The sequence below is a fragment of the Brevibacterium salitolerans genome, assembly GCF_039531405.1.
In the GTDB taxonomy this organism is placed as follows: domain Bacteria; phylum Actinomycetota; class Actinomycetes; order Actinomycetales; family Brevibacteriaceae; genus Brevibacterium; species Brevibacterium salitolerans.
On record NZ_BAAAPZ010000008.1, the window covers coordinates 96936 to 115720 of the forward strand.

General features: G+C 72.3%; 12 protein-coding genes. 6 read left to right on the plus strand and 6 right to left on the minus strand.

From position 1 onward, the window contains the following. Nucleotides 1-280 precede the first annotated feature (280 nt). Nucleotides 281-2848: a DEAD/DEAH box helicase gene (locus ABD240_RS10380; protein WP_344337091.1), complete on the minus strand. Its 2568-nt coding sequence runs from the start codon at nt 2846-2848 to the stop codon at nt 281-283. Between the two features lie 477 nt (nt 2849-3325). On the opposite strand from ABD240_RS10380, the gene ABD240_RS10385 reads away from it, so the two are divergent. Then, on the plus strand, nt 3326-3763 hold the full coding sequence (locus ABD240_RS10385) for a Cpe/LpqF family protein (protein ID WP_291797865.1): 438 nt from the start codon (nt 3326-3328) through the stop codon (nt 3761-3763). Nucleotides 3764-3771: 8 nt separating this feature from the next. Continuing rightward, nucleotides 3772-4281 carry an SdpI family protein gene (locus tag ABD240_RS10390; protein ID WP_344337092.1) on the plus strand — a complete coding sequence of 170 codons (510 nt, stop codon included), beginning with the start codon at nt 3772-3774 and terminating at the stop codon, nt 4279-4281. Nucleotides 4282-4406: 125 nt separating this feature from the next. Here ABD240_RS10390 and ABD240_RS10395 read toward each other — a convergent pair whose 3' ends face one another. The 3 genes from ABD240_RS10395 to ABD240_RS10405 form a co-directional block, all read right to left on the minus strand. Next, on the minus strand, nt 4407-5615 hold the full coding sequence (locus tag ABD240_RS10395; RefSeq protein WP_291797871.1) for a Dyp-type peroxidase: 1209 nt from the start codon (nt 5613-5615) through the stop codon (nt 4407-4409). Continuing rightward, a complete protein-coding gene (locus ABD240_RS10400) occupies nt 5612-6298 on the minus strand; it encodes a copper chaperone PCu(A)C (RefSeq protein ID WP_291797874.1) in 687 nt (228 codons plus the stop codon). Before ABD240_RS10400 ends, ABD240_RS10395 begins: the two co-directional genes overlap by 4 nt. An 81-nt stretch (nt 6299-6379) precedes the next feature. After that, nucleotides 6380-7171, minus strand: a complete 792-nt coding sequence (locus ABD240_RS10405; protein ID WP_344337093.1) for a hypothetical protein — start codon at nt 7169-7171, stop codon at nt 6380-6382. Nucleotides 7172-7406: 235 nt separating this feature from the next. Between ABD240_RS10405 and ABD240_RS10410 the strand changes: the two genes are divergently transcribed. Both ABD240_RS10410 and topA read left to right on the plus strand, forming a co-directional pair. Further along, entirely contained in the window at nt 7407-9449 is a 2043-nt protein-coding gene (locus ABD240_RS10410; protein WP_344337094.1) for a methyltransferase, read from the plus strand. A gap of 252 nt (nt 9450-9701) precedes the next feature. Further along, nucleotides 9702-12725, plus strand: coding sequence for a type I DNA topoisomerase (gene topA / locus ABD240_RS10415; protein WP_344337095.1), 3024 nt, complete (start codon nt 9702-9704; stop codon nt 12723-12725). Between the two features lie 215 nt (nt 12726-12940). Here topA and ABD240_RS10420 read toward each other — a convergent pair whose 3' ends face one another. Next, nucleotides 12941-13687, minus strand: a complete 747-nt coding sequence (locus tag ABD240_RS10420; protein ID WP_344337096.1) for a lipoate--protein ligase family protein — start codon at nt 13685-13687, stop codon at nt 12941-12943. A gap of 68 nt (nt 13688-13755) precedes the next feature. On the opposite strand from ABD240_RS10420, the gene tmk reads away from it, so the two are divergent. Together tmk and ABD240_RS10430 are read left to right on the plus strand one after the other, a co-directional pair. After that, nucleotides 13756-16215, plus strand: a complete 2460-nt coding sequence (tmk, locus tag ABD240_RS10425) for a dTMP kinase (RefSeq protein WP_344337097.1) — start codon at nt 13756-13758, stop codon at nt 16213-16215. Nucleotides 16216-16292: 77 nt separating this feature from the next. After that, complete coding sequence (locus tag ABD240_RS10430) at nt 16293-17432, plus strand: DNA polymerase III subunit delta' (protein WP_344337422.1); 1140 nt, start codon at nt 16293-16295, stop codon at nt 17430-17432. Nucleotides 17433-17478: 46 nt separating this feature from the next. Here ABD240_RS10430 and ABD240_RS10435 read toward each other — a convergent pair whose 3' ends face one another. Then, complete coding sequence (locus tag ABD240_RS10435; RefSeq protein WP_344337098.1) at nt 17479-18669, minus strand: M20/M25/M40 family metallo-hydrolase; 1191 nt, start codon at nt 18667-18669, stop codon at nt 17479-17481. Between the last annotated feature and the right edge of the window lie 116 nt (nt 18670-18785).

An 18785-nucleotide genomic window follows, 5' to 3' on the forward strand; every position in this document is an offset into this window, starting at 1 on the left:
CGCGGCGTTGCATCGCAGTGCTGTGAGCGTGCTGAGGAACCGCGGGCCCACCCCGGCAGATGGCGCCGCAGTGCTGGGCATCTCCCGGCAGCGGGTGCAACAGTTCGAATCGGTCTGAGCAGTGCGGTCCCCTGGTCCGCTCAGTGCCTGTCAGTGCTTGTGCCCGGAGTGTGGTGGCGGCCGCGTTCCCCACTGCGGAGGGGCACCGGCTGCGGAGCCGCGGGAACGGCGGCACAGGAACGGAGATGCGGGACGGGAGGTATGGGAGCGGACGGCCTCGTCAGCCGAGGATCGCGGTGAGCAGGCGAGCCGCGGGGTACTTCTCCAGGGGCTCGTTGCCGTTGCCGCACTTGGGCGAATGCACGCAGGAAGGACAGCCGGTGAGGCAGCCGCATGCCTCGATGGCGTCCCGCGTGGCCGTCTGCCACTGTTCGAATGCCCGGAAGCCGCGTTCGGCGAACCCGGCACCCCCGGGCTGACCGTCGTGGACGAAGACCGAGGGCAGTCCCGTATCCGCATGCCGTGCTGTGGACACTCCGCCGATGTCCCACCGGTCACAGCCGGCGAACAGCGGGAGGAGGCCGATCGCCGCGTGTTCGGCGGCGTGCACCGCTCCGGGCAGGTCGGCGGGCGTGACATAGGCGGAGTCCACGAGCGCATCCGGTGCGGACCACCACACCGCGGTGGTGCGCAGCACCTGTTCGGGCAGATCCAGGGGATGCTCGCCCATGACGATGCCGGAGCCCAGCTGGCGCATCCGGTAGCCCGTCACCTGCGTCGTCACGTCCACCACGCCCCAGCTCACCCGGGCGCCGGAGGGCAGCGTCCGCGACTCCGTGGTCTCCACGATGCTGATCTCCGTGACGGACTGCGCCTCCGTGCTGTAGTCGACGGTTACCGGTTCCACGAGCGCCACCCGCCGGTCCGTGTCCAGCTCCAGCACCGTGAAGGTGCGGCCCTGGTGCACGTAGACGGCGCCGGGATGGCTCTGATGGTGGCTGCCGGCGTCGTCCACCGTGCCCAGCAGAGCACCTGTGGAGGACTCGACGAGCCGGACCGTGCCGCCGCCGGTGCGGATGTCCGAGAGGTCCGAGGCCTTCTCGGACTTCGCCCAGAACCAGCCGCCCGGGCGCTGCCGCAGCATCCGGGCCTCCGTGAGCTGCGCGACGACGGCCTCCGTGCCCGCCGGGAAGCGGGCGAAGTCCTCCCGGGTCAGAGGCGTCTCCGCTGCGGCGGCGCAGAGATGACCGGCGAGCACGTACGGGTTGCCCGGGTCGATGACCACGGCATCGACGCTGCGGTCGAAGATCGCCTCCGGGTGATTGACCAGGTACGTGTCCAGCGGATCGTCGCGGGCGATGAGCACGGCCAGCCACTCCTGCCCGGCGCGGCCTGCGCGTCCCGCCTGCTGCCAGAGCGAGGCCAGGGTGCCGGGCCAGCCGGCGATCGCCACGACGTCCAGCCCGGAGATGTCGATGCCGAGCTCCAGGGCGTTCGTCGAGGCCACCGTGAGCAGGCGGCCGTTGCGCAGCCCCGTCTCCAGCAGCCGCCGCTCCTCCGGCAGGTAACCGCCGCGGTAGGCGGCCACGGTCCGCACCAGTGCGCCGTCCACCCGGGAGACCTGGTCCTTGACCATGGAGGCCAGGGCCTCGGCACCGCGGCGGGAGGCGATGAAGCCGATGGCGCGGCGACCGGCGCACGTGGTGTCCGTGAGGATGTCCGCGACCTCGGCGAGAGAGGACCTGCGCGCGGTCTCCTCCGGCCAGACGGACTCCGGGGGCAGCACATCGAGCTCGGCCGCCGGCACGGCGGAGCTGTCCTCCCAGGGGTCGGTGACCGCGCTGTCCGCCCACGGATCGGCGAGTCCGGCCTCGGCCCAGGGGTTCGTGCCCGTGCTCTCCGGCGCCCGTTCCGCGGACGGATCCCCGGCATCGGCCCGGTCCCGGACCATGCCGAACGGCTCCCCGCCGACTGAGCCCTCACCGAAGGGGTCCTCGTCGAGCGCGTCGCGTCCGCCGGTGGGCAGGAGCGGCGGCTCCCACAGGACGAACCGTCCTGCTGCGCGCGGCGAGGCGTCCTCCGTGACGGCGACCGCGTCCTCGCCGATCAGCCGGGAGAAGACCTCCGCCGGATCGCCTGCCGTGGCAGAGGCGCCGATCACCACGGGGTCCGCGCCGTAGCGGCGGGCCAGCCGCAGCAGCCGGCGGAGGATGAGCGCCACGTGCGAGCCGAACACGCCGCGGTACTGGTGGGCCTCGTCGACCACCACATAGTCCAGCCGCTTGAGGAGGGAGGAGAAGCGCTGGTGGGAGGGCAGGATCGACCGGTGCAGCATGTCCGGATTGGTGAGGAGGACATTGGCGTGGCGACGCGCCCAGTCGCGGTCGGCCTGGGCGGTGTCGCCGTCGTAGGCGGAGGGCCGCAGCCCTCTGAGCACCAGATGCCGGAGGGTGTCCGCCTGGTCCGCGGCGAGGGCCTTGGTGGGGGAGAGGTAGAGGGAGACGGAGCCGCGGCCGCTCGGGTGGGCAGTTCCGCGCACGGCCGCGTGGAGAACGGGCATGAGGTAGCCCAGCGATTTGCCCGAGGCGGTGCCCGTCGCCGCGATCACGTGCCTGCCTGCGTGGGCGTGCTCCGCGACGGCGGCCTGATGCGTCCAGGGCCGGGGAATGCCCGAGGTGATGAAGGCCTGGCGCACCTCTTCGTCGAGCCACGCCGGCCAGTCCGCCGTGACGCCAAGACGCGCGGGCATGGCCTCGACGTGTGTGATGCGGTCATTGCGCTCGCCGAACCGCGTGATGGTGTCGAGGAGGACCGAATCGGAGAAGTCGGGGAGACGGTCCTGGTGCATGAGGGCTAGTCTATCCGGCTGCCGCGGGCGAACCCCCTGCCGTGAGGCGCTGGGGGCCGCCAACGCATATGATGCGTAAATCGCAACAGACGGGGACGGGTGAGGATTTCGTTCCCGTCTGCGGATTCGCCGGGAAAGCAGCCGCGCGCCGGCGAATCCGCAGACGGGAGCAACCTCTGCAGCCGTTCCCGTCTGCTCCGGCCTGCCGCCCCGTCTGCCGTGCTGCGTCGCCTGTCTGCGGCGAAATCGGGACTGGTAGCGTCGATGCCAAGCTGCACTGACGATGTCCGCCCCGATGACGAGGAGACCAGCCCGATGGCGCACTTCCCCCAGCCCTCCGTCGAAGTGTCGGATTCCCGCAGTACCGGTCTGCTCCGGTGCCGTGTGCGCACGTTCAGTCGGCGCCGGCTTCTGTCGCCACCGTCAGGGCCGCGCCTGGGCGGCGGCCCTCGGTCCGATGCGGCTTCCGGTCGCAGTGTGCGTCGGTATGGCGCCGCGCTGGCTCTTGCCGGCGTGTTCGCCGCGGCCGGCTGCGCCGGGGGAGGCCCGGGAGACTCCTCTGAAGGCGCCGGCGGCGCGTCGCAGAGCGAGGAGGTGGAGCTTCCGGGCACTCCTGCAGGGGAGGCCTCGGCGGAGGTCCTCGACCTCCTCAACGGAGATGCCGAGATCGTGCCGGGGGACTTCGACGGCCGCCTCGCGCCGATCTTCCGGGAGGAGCTGCCGGAGGAGGAGCTCGCGGAGCTGCTGAATCAGCAGTTCCGGCCGGCGCAGCCGTTCACGGCCACGGACTACCAGGGAGACGAGAACCTCGCCTCCACCCGGCTGGAGACGCCGCACGCAGACACCGTCGACATGACGGTGAGCATCGATGAGGACGGACTCATCGACGGCCTGCACTTCGTCCCGGCGGGCTGAGCATGGGTGTGAGGCTACAGCACGCGGTCGGCTGGCTGGGTCTTGCCGTCTTCGCCCTGGCGCAGGTCTGCATCTGGTTCGCCGGACCGGACTCGGTCGTCTCGCACGTGGGCGCCGGCGGCGAGCCCGATGCGTGGATGCCCAAGGGGAGGAGCGTCGGAGTGTCCTTCCTCATCGGTGCGATCATCGTCGCCGTCATCCTGCTCTGCCGCCTGCTGGTGCGTGTGGTTCCGGCTGGGCTCGTGAACATCCCCTCTGCCCGGGCCCATCGCTACTGGACGTCCCCGGAGCACCGCCCGGAGTTCAACGCACGGATGAATGCGTGGCTGAGCATGGTGGGAGGCGCGGTGCTCATGGGAGTGGCGTGTCTGAATCTGGAGCTGGCCTTCGCTCTGCCCGCGGGAAGGCCTCCGTTCGTCGCCGTGCACCTCGGCTGGGTGATACCCGCGGTGGTGCTCGGGTGCGCCGCATACCTCTGCCTCTGGCTGGTGAGAATCCCGGCGCGGCGTGGTGCGTGAACCGAAGCAGACGGGAACGGGTGCGGGTTTCGTTCCCGTCTGCGGATTCGCCGGAAAATCGGCCGCAAGGCGGCGAGACCGCAGACGGGAGCGGCCTCGGAAGCCGCTCCCGTCTGCTGCGGGACTCAGAACAGGGTCTCGCCCACGAAGCCTCCCTCCTCACATCCGGGCGGGATCGCGAACACCGCTGAACCCACCGGTGTCGTCCACTGGTTGAGGATGTCGAGTTCGTCCAGCCGCCGCTGCACCGGTACGAATCCGGTGTCCGGATCCCGCTGGTAGGCGGCGAACAGCAGTCCCGCGTCGTCCCCGGAGTCCTCCTCGTAGTTGTAGGAGCGCCGCAGCATGGTGGGCCGGGCGTCCCCGCCGTTGGCGCGTGCCACGTGGGAGAACTCCGGGATGACGGGAAAGCCGTTGGAACCCTCCGCCTGGAAGTCCGGCGGATCGAACTCGTCCTCCCCGGTGAGCGGTGCCCCATCCGACTGCCGCCGGCCCAGCGCGCTGTCCCGCGCAGAGCGGTCCACGCGGTCCCATTCGTCCAGGTCCATGCGGATGCGGCGCAGCACCAGGGAGGTTCCCCCGGCCATCCACCCGTCTTCCGCCCACACGGTCGAGGCGAAGTCCTCGTCGTCCGGCCGCGGATTCACGGTGCCGTCGACCTGGCCGAAGAGGTTGCGCATCGTGGTCCCCGGCTTCTCCGCCCCGCGCGACCGCCGGAAGCCCGACTGCCGCCACCGCAGCGAGGTCCACGCACGTGAGTTCTTCAGCAGCACCCGTGCGGCGTGCGCCAGTGTGACCTGATCGTCGCAGCCCACCTGCAGCAGGAGATCGCCTCCGCTCCAGCGCTCCTCCAGCCGGTCGATGCCGAACTCCGGCAGCGGCTTCAGCCATGCCGGCACGGCCGTCTCCCCCGCTGCGCGCCGCACGAACTCGGGGCCGAAGCCGAAGGTCACGGTCAGCCGGGCCGGAGAGACGGCGAGCTCCGGTTCCGTGTCCGCCAGCGCCCCTCTGCCCTGGGTGAGGCGGACCGCATCGTCGGTGAGGACCCACAGCAGCCTGCGGATCTCCTCCGTGCCGGCCTCAGGATCGAGGTCGAGTGCGAGGAAGGAGGCGAACGCCTGCGGTTCCGTGCTCACACCGGCCTGGTGCGCACCGTGGAAGGGCACCGTGTCACCGCCCACCGGGGCGTCCCGCAGCGCCTCCGCCGGGGAGAGCGCGGCCGAGGCCCCGGTTCCGCGGGTGCGTCCGTCGCCGGTGCAGCCGGTCAGGAGCAGGCCGCCCGCTCCGGCCGCGGCGCCCCCGGCCAGCACGCGCCTCCGGGAGAGGGCGCTCATGCGGACTCGTCCCCGGACCCGGATTCGTGCTCCTCGGAGGAGTCCGCGCCGTGGCCGCCGTGCTCGCCATGCTCCTCGTGGCCGCCGTCGCTGTCATGGCCGTCGTGCTCGTCTGCGGAGCTGCCGTCCTCGTCCTCCGTGGAGCCGCCGTGTTCGTCGTCCATCCCGCCGTAGTTCTCCTGCGCCCCGGCGAAGTCGCGCACGTCTGCCGTGACCTCCACGCGGGAGTCGTCGCTGAACACGAGGGTGAGCTGTGTGGTGGTGCCGTGCTCGAGGGGTTCCGCCAGATCCATGAGCATGATGTGCTGCGCGCCGGGCTCCAGCACGAGGATCTCCTGCGGCTGGATGGGGAAGCCGCCCTCCTGCTCCTCCATGGACATGCCGCCGGAGCCGTCCTCGGTGGTCGTGTGCAGCTCGACGTCCGCGGATGCCTCGGACTCGACGGCGACGAGGGTGACCTCGTCCTCGCCCTCGTTGTCGACCCTCCCGAATGCCGAGGTCATGCCCTCGTCCGCGGCCTTGACCCAGGCATCGGTGACGGTGACGGAATCGGCGGCGGAGGCCTCGGGAGTGGGAGAGTCCCCGGAGCCGCAGGCGGTGAGCAGCAGCGCGGAGGCGAGTGCGGCGGGCAGCGCCAGGGGCCGGTGACGGAGGGATCCGGGCAGGGTGAAGCGTGTGCGCATGACAGCGCCTTTCTGTACAGGGGTTCGCGAAAGGACCGCACCGGCTCCTGTGCCGATGCGGGTGAATGGCCGAGCGAGTGCTCAGCCCGCGAAGGCCGGCGGCCCCCTGTCGAGGTGTGCGCAGCGGAGGACGCCCAGCGGCACCAGGGTGCGGGTGGGACGGGTCCGGACGGGGCCTCGGCGGCGGGGTGCGGAGGGTATGGACACCGCGCCCGAGGCCAGCGCGGTGAGCCGTCTCCCCACCATCCGCAGGAGGTCGCGGAGGGAGGCGAGCGCCCGTTCCGCGTGACGAAGGACGGCGATGGTGAGGACGGCGGCCGCCGCGTGTGCGAGCAGCATGAGCGATCCGCTGTGGGAGGCCCCGGTGTGCAGCAGATGGCCGGAGTGCGCGGCGGCTCCCGCGAGGTCCGCATGTCCGGCGAGGTCTGCGCCGGCAGACTGCCCTGCGCCGGCATGGCCTGCGTGCCCGGAGGCGGCTCCCGCGCCGGCGGAGCCGGAGAAACCGGCGGAGGAATGGAGAGCGTGGGCGCGTGCGGAGAGTCTGGCACCTGCGGAGTCGCCGGACGCCGCAATCCCTCCGGCCACCACCGCGCCGCCGCTCACGGCCTGGGCGACGGCCGCCGCGGAGAAGACCCAGTGGAAGCACAGCTGGCTGAGGCCCACGGAGACGGTCAATCGCAGCAGTGAGCTCCGGAGACCGGCGAGGATCGTGCAGATGACGAGGGAGAAGAAGAGCGGGACTGCCACGCCCAGGAACGGGGGTGTGGGGCCGCCGCCGGCCATGTGCGAGAACAGCGCGACGAAGGTGGCGACCAGCGCTGCGGCCGAGCCGCGCGCAAACCGCCTGCGCACCTCCGAGGTCCTGTCCCGCATCAGCGTCATTGTCGCCTGCCCGCCGGGAGGCGCGCAGGCAGTCCGGCATGCGAACAGTCCGCGCTCGCTGGGTGGGCGTGGGGAGGCAGGCACCTGCCGGCCGGACAGTCCGCCGGGCTGCCGGCTCGCCCGCACCCGCGGGTCCGGGCCCACACGCGGGTCCGCGTGCACCGGTGCCTCCTGACCACAGGGCTGCCGACTGACCACAGTGCTGCCTCCTGACTACGCTGAGGGGGTGACGTCACTCCCCTCGGTCCCCACACTGCCCCGGTCCCTCGCGCACGCCCTTGCCGCCGCGCTCCACGCCGCCTCCTACACGCCCACGGCTCTGCGCGGGATCTGGGGCGTGGATGCGGACGCCGCGCTCGAGGCCAATGACCCGGCCCCGGCCCGGCGCGCCTGCGCGCGGCTGCTCGGAGACAGCAGGGGGACGAGGACAGCCGCGGCCGGAGACGGGGCGGAAGCCGGAGGCGGAGCGGAGACCGCAGGCGGAGGGGAGACCGCAGGCGAGAGCCGGGAAGGCCGTGATCTCGCCGCGCTCGCCTCCGTCTTCCTGCTCGACCGGCCCGTGCGTCGCGGTGGGCTGACCCGCGCGCTGGGTGAGGAGCTCGTCACCGGTCTCACGGAGGCGGGCCTGTTCGAGGAGGTGGCGGCCCCGCCCACCGCGTCGGCCGCGTCCGCCTCGTCAGCCGAGAACGCCCCGCCCGCCTCGCCGGTGCCACCCGCCGAGGCCCGCCTCCGCTCCGTCCTCGCGCTCACCTGCCACGCACTGCCGGTGGGGGTGCCGCGTCATCTCCGCCCGGGCGACGACACCCTCCTGCTCGTCAGCGACCACGGCACCCTCACGACGGAGGGGCCCCTGGACGGGGACTACGTGCTGGGCCACGGGGGAGCCGGCCGCACGCTCGCGGAGATCACGCCGCGCCATCCGGTGGGGCTGGCCGCGGACATCGGCACGGGCTGCGGCATCCAGGCGGTGCTCCTGGCCCGCCACGCCTCACGCGTCATCGCCACAGACGTCTCCCGCCGTGCGCTCGCCTGCGCCGCCCTCACCGCACAGCTGGCCGGAGTCGAGGAATCCGTGGAACTGCGCCACGGCTCCCTCTACGCGCCGCTGCCGGAGACCGTGGACCTCCTCGTCTCGAATCCGCCGTTCGTCATCACCCCGCGGACGCGCACCGGGAGCACGAGCTCCGGAAGTGCGGACACCGAGAGCACGAGCTCCGGGAACGCAGAGACCGCGAGCACAGACGCCGTGAGCACGGAGGCCGGAACCACGGAAGCCGGAAACGCGGAGGCCGACGAGGCCTCGGGCGTCTTCGAGTACCGCGACGGCGGCCGCACCGGCGACGCGATCATGCACGAGATCCTCGAGGGCGCTCCGGCACACCTCAACCCGGACGGGCACGCGGCCTTCCTCGGCAACTGGGAGTACGGCGAGGGACGCCGGCAGCCGCACGAATGGCTCGCCGCGCAGGCGGACGCACCGCATCCGGGCACCACCGGGGACTCCCACACGGCGGCCTCCACCTCGGTGATGGTGATCGAACGGCAGCGCATGAGCCCGGCCGAGTACGCCCGCACCTGGATCCGGGACGGCGGCGTCCCGCGTGCGGGAGCGCGCTGGCAGGCGGACACGGAGGCCTGGCTGGACGACTTCGAGGCGCGCGGGGTGGAGCGGGTGGGCTTCGGCTGGGTGCGCCTGCACAGACTGGCCGCGGACGCCGAGGCGGCCGCAGCCCCCAGCAGCGTCCCTGCACCGGACGCCGTGGCACCGGACGCTCTCGCACCGGACGTCCCCGCACCGGGCGCGTCGGGGCAGGCCCACGCGGAGCCGGCCTCGGCGACGGCTCCCGTTCCCGTGCGCAGCTTCAGCCGCATCGACACCGGCCCCGGGTCCAACCCCGCGGGCCTCGCCTCCTTCCTCGACGTGCGGCTGGGCCTCCTCGAGTGGCTGGCGGAGGCCGATGACGCGGAGCTGGCGGACACCGCGTTCGTGCTCGCAGGCGACGTCACGGAGCACCGGCACCTGCGGCCCGGTGCGGAGGACCCCACCATGCTCACGATCGAGCAGGGTGCGGGGCTGGCTCGGACCTTCCAGGCCGATCCGGCGCTCGCCGGCTTCCTGGGAGTGTGCGACGGTTCGCTCACACTCGGGCAGACCGCGGCCGCGCTCGCGCAGCTCCTCGGCGCGGATCCACAGGCCCTCACCGGCCAGCTCGTGGGCCAGGTGCGCGCCCTCGCGCCGGAGGGGGTGCTCACACCGGCACCGGCCTGAGCCCGGCACGGGGGCGCTCAGCAGTGTCCGGGGCCAGTGCTACTGTGTGCACAAATCCCACCGTTCGGGTGCGGGAGCACGCCAGCACCAGCGCGGATGCGCCGGGGGCGGGGAGCTGCGGAGACCGCGGCGAACCGCAGGGTCCAGGCGCTCGCCCCGCATCCGGACACCGCTCCTCCACCGGACTCGGCAGGCGGGTGCGGCCTGTTCCAGGCCCGTGCGCGCACCGCAGTTCCACAGGGAAAGGAACCTATGGCAGCCTCCGGAACCACCCCACGCCGCCTCGTCATCGTCGAGTCGCCCACCAAGGCCCGCACCATCGTGGGGTATCTGGGCGACGGCTATGACGTCGAAGCCTCGGTGGGGCACATCCGCGACCTGCCCCAGCCCTCGGAGCTGCCCGCGGACATGAAGAAGGGGCCCTACGGCAAGTTCGCGGTGGACGTGGACAACGGCTTCGACCCCTACTACGTGGTCGCCCCGGACAAGAAGAAGAAGGTCACGGAGCTCAAGAAGCTCCTCAAGGACGCGGACGAGCTCTACCTCGCAACGGATGAGGACCGGGAGGGCGAGGCGATCGCCTGGCACCTCCGCGAGGTGCTCAAGCCCAAGGTGCCCGTCAAGCGGATGGTGTTCCACGAGATCACCCCGGAAGCCATCGAGCGCGCCCTGGAGAACACCCGTGAGATCGACGACGACCTCGTCGATGCGCAGGAGACCCGCAGGCTCCTCGACCGCCTCTACGGCTACGAGGTCTCGCCCGTGCTGTGGCGCAAGGTCCGCGCGGGCCTGTCCGCGGGCCGCGTGCAGTCCGTCGCCACCCGGCTCGTGGTGGAGCGCGAACGCGAGCGCATGGCCTTCGTCTCCGCGGACTACTGGGACCTGGACACGGAGCTCGCGGCGGGTGCGGGCACCGGTGCTGCCGGCTCCGCACCGTTCAAGGCCCGGCTGGAGAGCGTGGACGGCACCCGCGTGGCCACGGGCCGCGATTTCGACGACCACGGCAGGCTGAAGAAGTCCGCCCAGGTGCAGGTGCTGGACCAGGCCCGGGCGGAGTCGCTGGCGGCGGCTCTGAGCGGGTCCGCGAAGGAAGCGCTCACCGTCTCCTCGCTGGAGACCAAGCCGTACACGCGCCGGCCCGCCGCGCCGTTCACCACCTCGACCCTGCAGCAGGAGGCCGGCCGCAAGCTGCGCATGTCCTCCCGGCAGGCGATGCGCGTGGCGCAGTCCCTGTACGAGAACGGCTACATCACCTACATGCGTACGGATTCCACGCAGCTCTCCGGCCAGGCGGTGGCCGCCGCCCGCCGGCAGATCGGTGAGCTCTACGGCCCGGAGTACGTGCCCGGCTCCCCGCGCGCCTACGGCTCCAAGCAGAAGGCCGCTCAGGAAGCGCACGAGGCGATCCGTCCCGCCGGTGACCACTTCCGCACGCCCGCGCAGGTCTCCGGTGCGCTCCGTGCGGACGAGTTCCGTCTGTACGAGCTCATCTGGAAGCGCACCGTCGCCAGCCAGATGGCCGATGCCAAGGGCCGCACCGCCACGATGAAGATCGCCGCGGACCTCAGCGGTGCCGCCGGTGAGCTGGAGGCGGGCAGCTGGGAGAAGACGCCTGCGGCGGCGGGCTTCACGGCCTCGGGCACCGTGATCACCTTCCGCGGATTCCTCGCCGCCTACGAGGAGGGGCGCGACGTGGAGCGCTACGCGGAGGGCAAGGACGGCGAATCCCGCCTGCCCAACGTGGAGGAGGGTGAGGCGATCGCCGTCGAGCGCGTCGAGGCGGACGGCCACACCACGGCACCGCCCCCGCGCTACACGGAGGCCAGCCTGGTCAAGCGGCTCGAGGAGCTGGGGATCGGCAGGCCGTCGACGTACGCGGCGACGATCTCCACGATCCAGGACCGCGGCTACGTGACCAACCGCGGCAGCGCCCTGGTGCCCAGCTGGCTGGCGTTCTCCGTCATCCGGCTGCTCGAGGAGCACTTCGCCGGGCTCGTGGACTACCAGTTCACCGCCGGTCTGGAAGCGGACCTGGACGAGATCGCCGGCGGCCGCGAGGACCGCACCAAGTGGCTGCACGACTTCTACTTCGGCCCGAGCGGAGAGAGCACGGGCGAGGCCGCGGCCGCGACCCCGGGTCTCAAGAGCATCGTCGACGACCTGGGCGACATCGACGCCCGCGAGATCAACACCGTTCCCATTGCGGACGGCATCGTGCTGCGCGTGGGCCGCTACGGTCCGTACCTCGAGGTCGCTCCGTCCGTCACCGGCGGTGCGCCGGAGGACCAGCCCGGCCGTGTGTCCGTCCCGGACGACCTCGCACCGGACGAGCTCACGGAGGCCAAGGCTCGCGAACTCATCGCCACGCAGGGCACCGGCGACCGCGAGCTGGGCACGGACCCGGAGACCGGTCACACCATCGTGGTGAAGTCGGGACGGTTCGGCCCCTACGTGACGGAGGTGCTGCCGGAGCCGGAGGAGAAGCCCAAGCGCGGGCAGAAGAAGCCCAAGCCGCGCACGGCCTCGCTGTTCAAGTCGATGGAGCCCACCACGGTCACCCTCGAACAGGCGCTCCGGCTGCTCACCCTGCCCCGCACGGTGGGCGAGGACGCGGAGGGCACACCCATCACCGCGCAGAACGGCCGCTACGGCCCGTATCTCAAGAAGGGCACGGACTCGCGCTCGCTGGAGCGGGAGGAGCAGATCTTCTCGATCACCCTCGAGGAGGCGCTGGAGATCTACTCCAAGCCCAAGCAGCGCAGGGGACAGACGGCTGCCGCACCGCTCAAGGAGCTGGGCGAGGACCCGGAGTCCAAGAAGCCGGTGGTGGTGAAGGACGGCCGGTTCGGTCCGTACGTCACGGACGGGACCACCAACGCCACCCTGCGCAAGGACGACTCCGTGGAGGAGATCACCCCGCTGCGGGCGTACGAGCTGCTGGCGGAGAAGCGCGCCAAGGCGCCGGCCAAGAAGAAGACGACGACGCGGAAGACGACGGCGTCGAAGACGAGCGCAGCGAAGAAGTCCACGGCGGCGTCCAAGACGACGGCCGCCAAGAAGACGACTGCGAAGTCGACCGCCTCGAAGTCCACGGCCTCTGCGGCGAAGAAGTCCACGGCGGCGTCCAAGACCACTGCCTCCAAGACGACGACGGCGGCGAAGAAGACGACGACGCGGACGACAGCCGCGAAGAAGACCGCGGCCTCTGCGGCGAAGTCCGAGCCGGCCGAGTCCACGTCCGCCGCGAAGAAGAGCACAGGTCCCACGACGCCCTGATCCGCGGCGAGGACGTGAGCAGGCACGGGTCCGGAGAGTCCGGGAGGACTCTCCGGACCCGTCGTCCGTGGTGGAGCACCGCGGTCCGGGCAGCGTGCCGCGGTCCGGGCAGCGGACCTCCGGGAGCGGCGCCTCGCTCCGTGCAGCGTGCCGCAGGCAGGGGGCTCCGCAGGTGGCTGTCTGCCCCGAGGCCGGCCGCAGCGGCTCCGCTGCGCTCAGAGGAGGTGCTTGGGCACGTATGCGGCGGCGGCCTCCGCGTCCGCTGACGTGAGCGCGCCCTCCACCAGGTCGTACTCCCGGGCGTAGGCGGCCAGCACCGCCTCCTCGACGGCCTCGGCGGTGACCCCGGGGTGCCGCTCGCTGATCGCCCCTCCTGTGCGCGGATCCCAGCCCACACGCAGGGCGTCCTGCACGGCGGTGAGCACGCTGCGGATGGGTGCCGGGTCCTCGACGATCACCGAGGAGGAGAACAGCCACGCCCCGCTGACCACCCGCTGTGCCGTCCCGATCGCCTTGATCCGGCCGCCCACGTTCACGCTGTGCTCACCGGGACAGTACTCTCCGGGGATCTCACCCATCCGCGCATCGATCCCGATCGTCCGGAGGGCCTGCGCGTACATCTCCCCGAACCGCACGAACCGGTCCTGCGTCTGCGTGAGGAACTCGCCGGTGGGTTCGATGTGGTCGATGACCAGGCTCCCCGGATGGTAGGCGGCGATCCTCCCACCCAGGGTCCGCAGTGCGGGAGTGAATCCGTGTGCGCGCGCTGCGGCGACGGCGTCCGGGAACCCCTCGAGGAACCTGTCGCGCGCACCGAAGGCGGCGGTGGGCGCCGGCCGGTAGATGCGGAGGAGCGGTCCGCGGGCGCCGGACTTCACGGAGTCCAGCAGCGCGCGGGCCGTGGCCAGGTCCGTGAGCGCGTCTCCGGGCCCGTGGCGCAGCAGGGTGAGCGGGAGTTTCACCACTTCAGGGTAGCCGGTGCGCGCATCGGCACCGCGCCGTGTCTGTACCCCCTAGTACCCTTGCAGATGTGAGCGAACAAGGATCTGCCAACCCCGCCCCCGCGCTGGGCGCCCAGCAGCCCGCAGCCGTGGCCCCGGTCGTCGTGGAGGCCGGTGCCTGGCTCGCCATGCTCGCCCTCGCGGGCCTGGCATTCAGCCTGGCGGGAGCGTTCGGTCTGACCGGCAGGGCGGACCCGTCCATGCTCACCGGCATCCGTGAGGCCGCCGCCGGTGGTGACTTCGCGCTGCGCACGGCCGTCATCGCCTACGCCCTCGTGGGCATCGTGGCCGCAGCGGGGGTCTTCCTGCCGGTGCGGCGCTGGGGCGGGAGCCTCTCTCTGCGCATAGCCGCCGGCGCGGCGCTGGTCGCCGCGGTGCTCTCCTTCGTCCTCCTCTTCGTGCTCACCGCGTGGCTGAGCATCCTCACGGCGGCAGTCGCGGGAATCGCCGTCGTCATGGTGCTGGGCGTCCTCAGCAATCCGCACCGCAAGCCGTGGCGCAGCGCGGGCATCCCGGTGGTCCTCCTCCTCGTGGTCACCTACGGGGCGCAGCTCCTGGGCGGGGTGGGTGCCGGGCACACGGTCCTGCGGTGGATGGCGGTGCTCGGATGCCTCGTCGTCCTCGTGGGCGTGCTGCTGCTGCTCACCGGCAGGGCTCCCCAGCCGGGTGAGGCGCCGCAGATCGGAGCGTTCCCTTCCGCTCCCCGGATGTCCGTGCGTGAGGCGGTGCCGGTGAAGAACGCCTGGGCCTGCCACTTCCTCTTCTTCGTCCTGGGCGCAGTGGGCATCCTCGCCCAGCCTGCCGTCGCGGAGCTGGGCTTCGGCCAGGCGGGCACGGCGCTCATCGTCTGCGCCGTGCTCCTCGGCTGGGCGGTGGGCTTCGAGACGGGCCCCACCTTCGCCCCCGGCATGTCCCGTCCCCGGCTCACCTCCTTCGCGCTCATCGCCGCAGGCGTCCTCACCATCGGCGCAGGAGCTCTCACGGAGCTGTCCGGCAAGGCCGTCCTCTCCGGTGCCGTGGCATTCCTGGTGGGCCTGGGCGTGCGGGCACAGGACTACGCCTTCTCCAGGCGTGTGGGCGCCGGACTGGGCATGCTCGCCGGTCTGCTGCTCACCCTCGCCGGCGTGAGCGCGGAGATCCCGCTCAGCGATGCGGCGAGCTGGAACCTCACCTCCACGGAGTTCGCCTACGAGGTGGTGGGCGTCGTCGCGCTGATCGCGGGCATCGCTGCTCTCTTCGCCTTCGGACCGCATGGCATCCACGGGATCGGCGTGGACGTCGTCCATGCCTTCCGCATCCCGGCGGTGCGGACGGAGGACCGCACCGCTTCCGAGGCGACGGAGGACACCCTGCGTTCCACCGATGCGGCTGCCCCCGGCTCTTCCGAGGCGCTCCTCGGATCCACGGGGGACGACGCAGGCCCGGCCTCGCCCCCCGCACCCGGGGACCTGAGTTCGGCACTCACCGTCCCGACCGCCTCGGCCGCCTCCGCCGGCGGCGCGGGAGGGGCGGGACGCGGTCTGTTCATCGCGCTGGAAGGCGGGGACGGCACCGGCAAGAGCACGCAGATCCACCTGCTCGCCGAAGCCCTGCGGGAGCGCGGCATCACGGAGGTCGTCACCACCAGGGAGCCGGGAGGCACGGAGCCGGGCGGCCGGCTGCGCTCCGTGGTCCTCGACGGCGACGGCGTCAGCCCGCGTGCGGAGGCCCTCGTCTTCGCCGCGGATCGCGCACATCACGTGGCGACCCTCGTCCGTCCCATCGTGGAGCGCGGCGGGGTGGTCATCACCGACCGCTACATCGACTCCTCCCGGGCCTACCAGGCCGCCGGCCGTGCGCTCGGGGACGAGGAGATCGCCGCCCTGTCCCGGTGGGCGACGGAGGGCCTGGTCCCGGACCTCACGCTCGTCCTCGACGCAGATCCCGCCTCCCTCGCGGGGCGGCTCAGCGCCCGGGGGGAGCAGAACCACCTCGACCGGGAGGACGCCGCGTTCCGGGAGACGGTGCGTCGCTCCTTCCTCGAGTACGCGGCGCAGGAGCCGGAGCGCTATCGCGTCATCGACGCCGGCGGCTCGGTGGACGACGTCGCCGCACGTCTGCTGGAGGCGGTGACCGCCGTGCTCGACGGCGCCCCCGCGGCACGCCCTGCTCCTGCGGAGGACGGCACCGCGGGCACGTACTCGGACGAAGCGCCCACCGTGGTCTCCCCGGCGGTGCGTTCGGCACAGCCCTCCGCCGGAAGTCCGCACCAGGGCGACGGCGGCCGTGCCGCAGCGCAGCCGCTCCGGGACGCGGACGAGGCCCCCACGCTCGTCCACCGCGTCGCAGCACCTCCCGCCGGACCGACGGCACCGGAGGCGGACACGGCGGCGGAGCCCAAGCCTGCCGCACCCCGGCAGACCAGCCGGGAACGCCTGCGCGCGCAGGCGGAGATCGAGCGGCAGGCGCGCGAGCGCCTCCGTTCCCAGCGGGACGGGCGGCAGCCGTGACGGCGGCTCAGGGGACGGTCGCGGAAGGTTCGGCACCAGCGGGCACCGGCGAGGCGGGCACACCCGCGGAGACGGGTGTGTGGAGCGAACTCGTGGGGCAGGACCGGGCGATCGCACAGCTGCGCCGTGCGGCGGTGCCCGGCAGCGGTTCGATGACGCATGCCTGGCTCCTCACCGGCCCGCCCGGTTCCGGCCGGTCCAACGCCGCCCGTGCGTTCGCGGCGGCGCTGCTCACTCCGGACCACGGCGAGAGCCGGAGTCCGGCCGCGGAACGCGCTCTGCGCGGCATCCACGAGTCCATGACGGTCCTGAGCACGCAGAAGTCGGTCATCACGATCGACGAGGTCCGCGAGCTGGTCGCCACCGCGCATCAGTCTCCCGTGAACGCGCCCTGGCGCGTGGTCATCATCGAGGACGCGGACAGGATGTCCGAGAGGACCTCGAACGTTCTCCTGAAGGCGATCGAGGAGCCGCCGCCGGCCACCGTGTGGATCCTCTGCGCGCCCAGTCAGCAGGACGTGCTCACGACCATCCGGTCCCGGTGCCGCAGCGTCTCCCTCCGCGTGCCGAGCGCGGATGCGGTCGCACAGCTGCTCGTCCGCCGCGACGGGGTGGATCCGCAGACGGCGCGGTGGGCTGCCCATGCCTCCCAGAGCCACATCGGCCGGGCCAAGCGGCTCGCCCTCCATCCGGATGCGCGCACGGAGCGTGAGTTCACGCTCGGCATCCCCGCACATCTCACCTCAGTGGGATCCACTGTGCGCATCGCGGCGCGGATCGTCGATGTGGCCAAGGAGCGCGCGGCGGCGCGGACGGAGAGCCGCAACGCGGAGGAGCGCGATTCCCTCCTGCGGACTCTGGGCGTGGACGCCGGTGGGAAGATCCCGCCCAGTGCCCGTTCACAGATCAAGCGGCTCGAGGACGAACAGAAGCGGCGGAGCGTGCGGGCGCGCAACGACGAACTCGATTCGATCTTCATCGAGCTGCTCTCGCTCTACCGGGATGTGCTGGCCCACCAGCTGGGCTCGCGGACGGAGTTCATCAATGTCGAGGAGACGGAGCGCATCGCCCGCCTCGCCGCGGAGAGTGACGAGACGACCACGCTCATGAGGATCGACGTGCTCCGGAAGGCGCGGGAGCGGCTCGCCACCAACATGGCTCCGGCGCTCGTGGTCGAGGCGGCCTTCATCGGACTCTCCAACCCCTGGATCGTCTGAGCGGCACCCTGACCGCAGTGCGGGACCCGGCTGAGGGCGCCCCGCCTCAGACCGCGCGGGCCGGTGCCGTGCGGTCGGCGGGGGCCGGTGCTCTCATGGGCTCCAGGGGACGTTCCAGCAGCGAGGCGATGAGCCCGGCGACCAGCTCCACCCTCCTGGGTATCCATTCGACCAGGGCGTGCTCGTCGTCCGCGTGTGAGCCTCCGCCCACCGTGCCGAGGCCGTCGAGTGTGGGAGCGCCCACGCCGGCGGCGAAGTTCGCGTCCGAGCCTCCGCCCACGCGGATGCGCCGCAGCTCCGGGTGCCCCAGCGCTGCGGCGACCTCCCGCGCGCGAGCGTAGAGCCCCGCTGCGGCGGCCTCCTCGAGCGGGGGACGGTTGATCCCGCCGTGGAGCACCAGCTCCGCTCGCGGGTCCACCGCCCGCAGCGCGCGCAGTGCGGTGTCCACGCGTTCCTGCTCCGCGGTGGTCTCCGCCCGGGAGTCGATGGCGAGCGTGCCGCGTGCCGGCACCGTGTTGGTGGTGGTGCCGGAGTGCATGACGGCCGGGACCACCGTGGTGCCGCGTTCGGCGTCGCCCAGAGCGGATGCGGCGAGCACCTGATGGGCGAGCTCCACGGTCGCGTTCACGCCCTTCTCCGGCTCGACGCCGGCGTGGGCGGCGCGGCCGAGCGCCTCGAGTTCGTAGATCGCCACGCCCTTGCGCGCGATCTTGACCTCCCCGGAACCCCCGCCGGACTCGAACACGAGCACGGCCTCGGCCCCGGCGGAGAGCTCCTCGATGAGCGTCCGCGAGGTGAGGGAGCCCAGCTCCTCGTCGCCGGTGATGAGCACGGTGACCCCGTCCAGCAGATCCTCGCCCGCGGTGGCGAGGAGCGCGGCGACGGCGTGGAGGGCGATGAGGACGCCGCCCTTCATGTCGTCGGCACCGGGGCCGCGGATGATCCCGTCCTCCACGGAGAAGGGCATGCGTGCGAGTGTGCCGCGCGGCCAGACCGTGTCGTGGTGCCCGATGAGCAGGATGCGGCGGGGGCCGGTGCCCACGTCGAACAGGATGTGCGGGTAGCCCTCGAGGGTGCGGACGCGAGGACGGATGCCGGTGATCTCCTCGCCCACCTCCGCGATGAGCGCGGCGCTGGCTGCGAGGGCACGGGGATCCGAGGACGGCGACTCGCACTCGATGAGGCGGCGGAGCTGCGCGAGGAACGTCGCAAGACTCTCCTGGGAGAACCTGATCACGTGTTCCTCACTCCTCTTCCCTCCTGCGCGGTGGTGCGCTGCCGTCCGGACGCGTTGCGGGGCCTGCGTGACCCACTCGGAAGAGACTACGTGATCCGGGACGGGTCACCGGCCCG

Bases quoted from the DNA above. Each gene is read 5' to 3' on its own strand.
- ABD240_RS10405 (WP_344337093.1), bottom strand. From the start codon at position 7,171: ATGCGGGACAGGACCTCGGAGGTGCGCAGGCGGTTTGCGCGCGGCTCG.
- ABD240_RS10395 (WP_291797871.1), bottom strand. From the start codon at position 5,615: ATGAGCGCCCTCTCCCGGAGGCGCGTGCTGGCCGGGGGCGCCGCGGCC.
- ABD240_RS10400 (WP_291797874.1), bottom strand. From the start codon at position 6,298: ATGCGCACACGCTTCACCCTGCCCGGATCCCTCCGTCACCGGCCCCTG.
- topA (WP_344337095.1), top strand. From the start codon at position 9,702: ATGGCAGCCTCCGGAACCACCCCACGCCGCCTCGTCATCGTCGAGTCG.
- ABD240_RS10380 (WP_344337091.1), bottom strand. From the start codon at position 2,848: ATGCACCAGGACCGTCTCCCCGACTTCTCCGATTCGGTCCTCCTCGAC.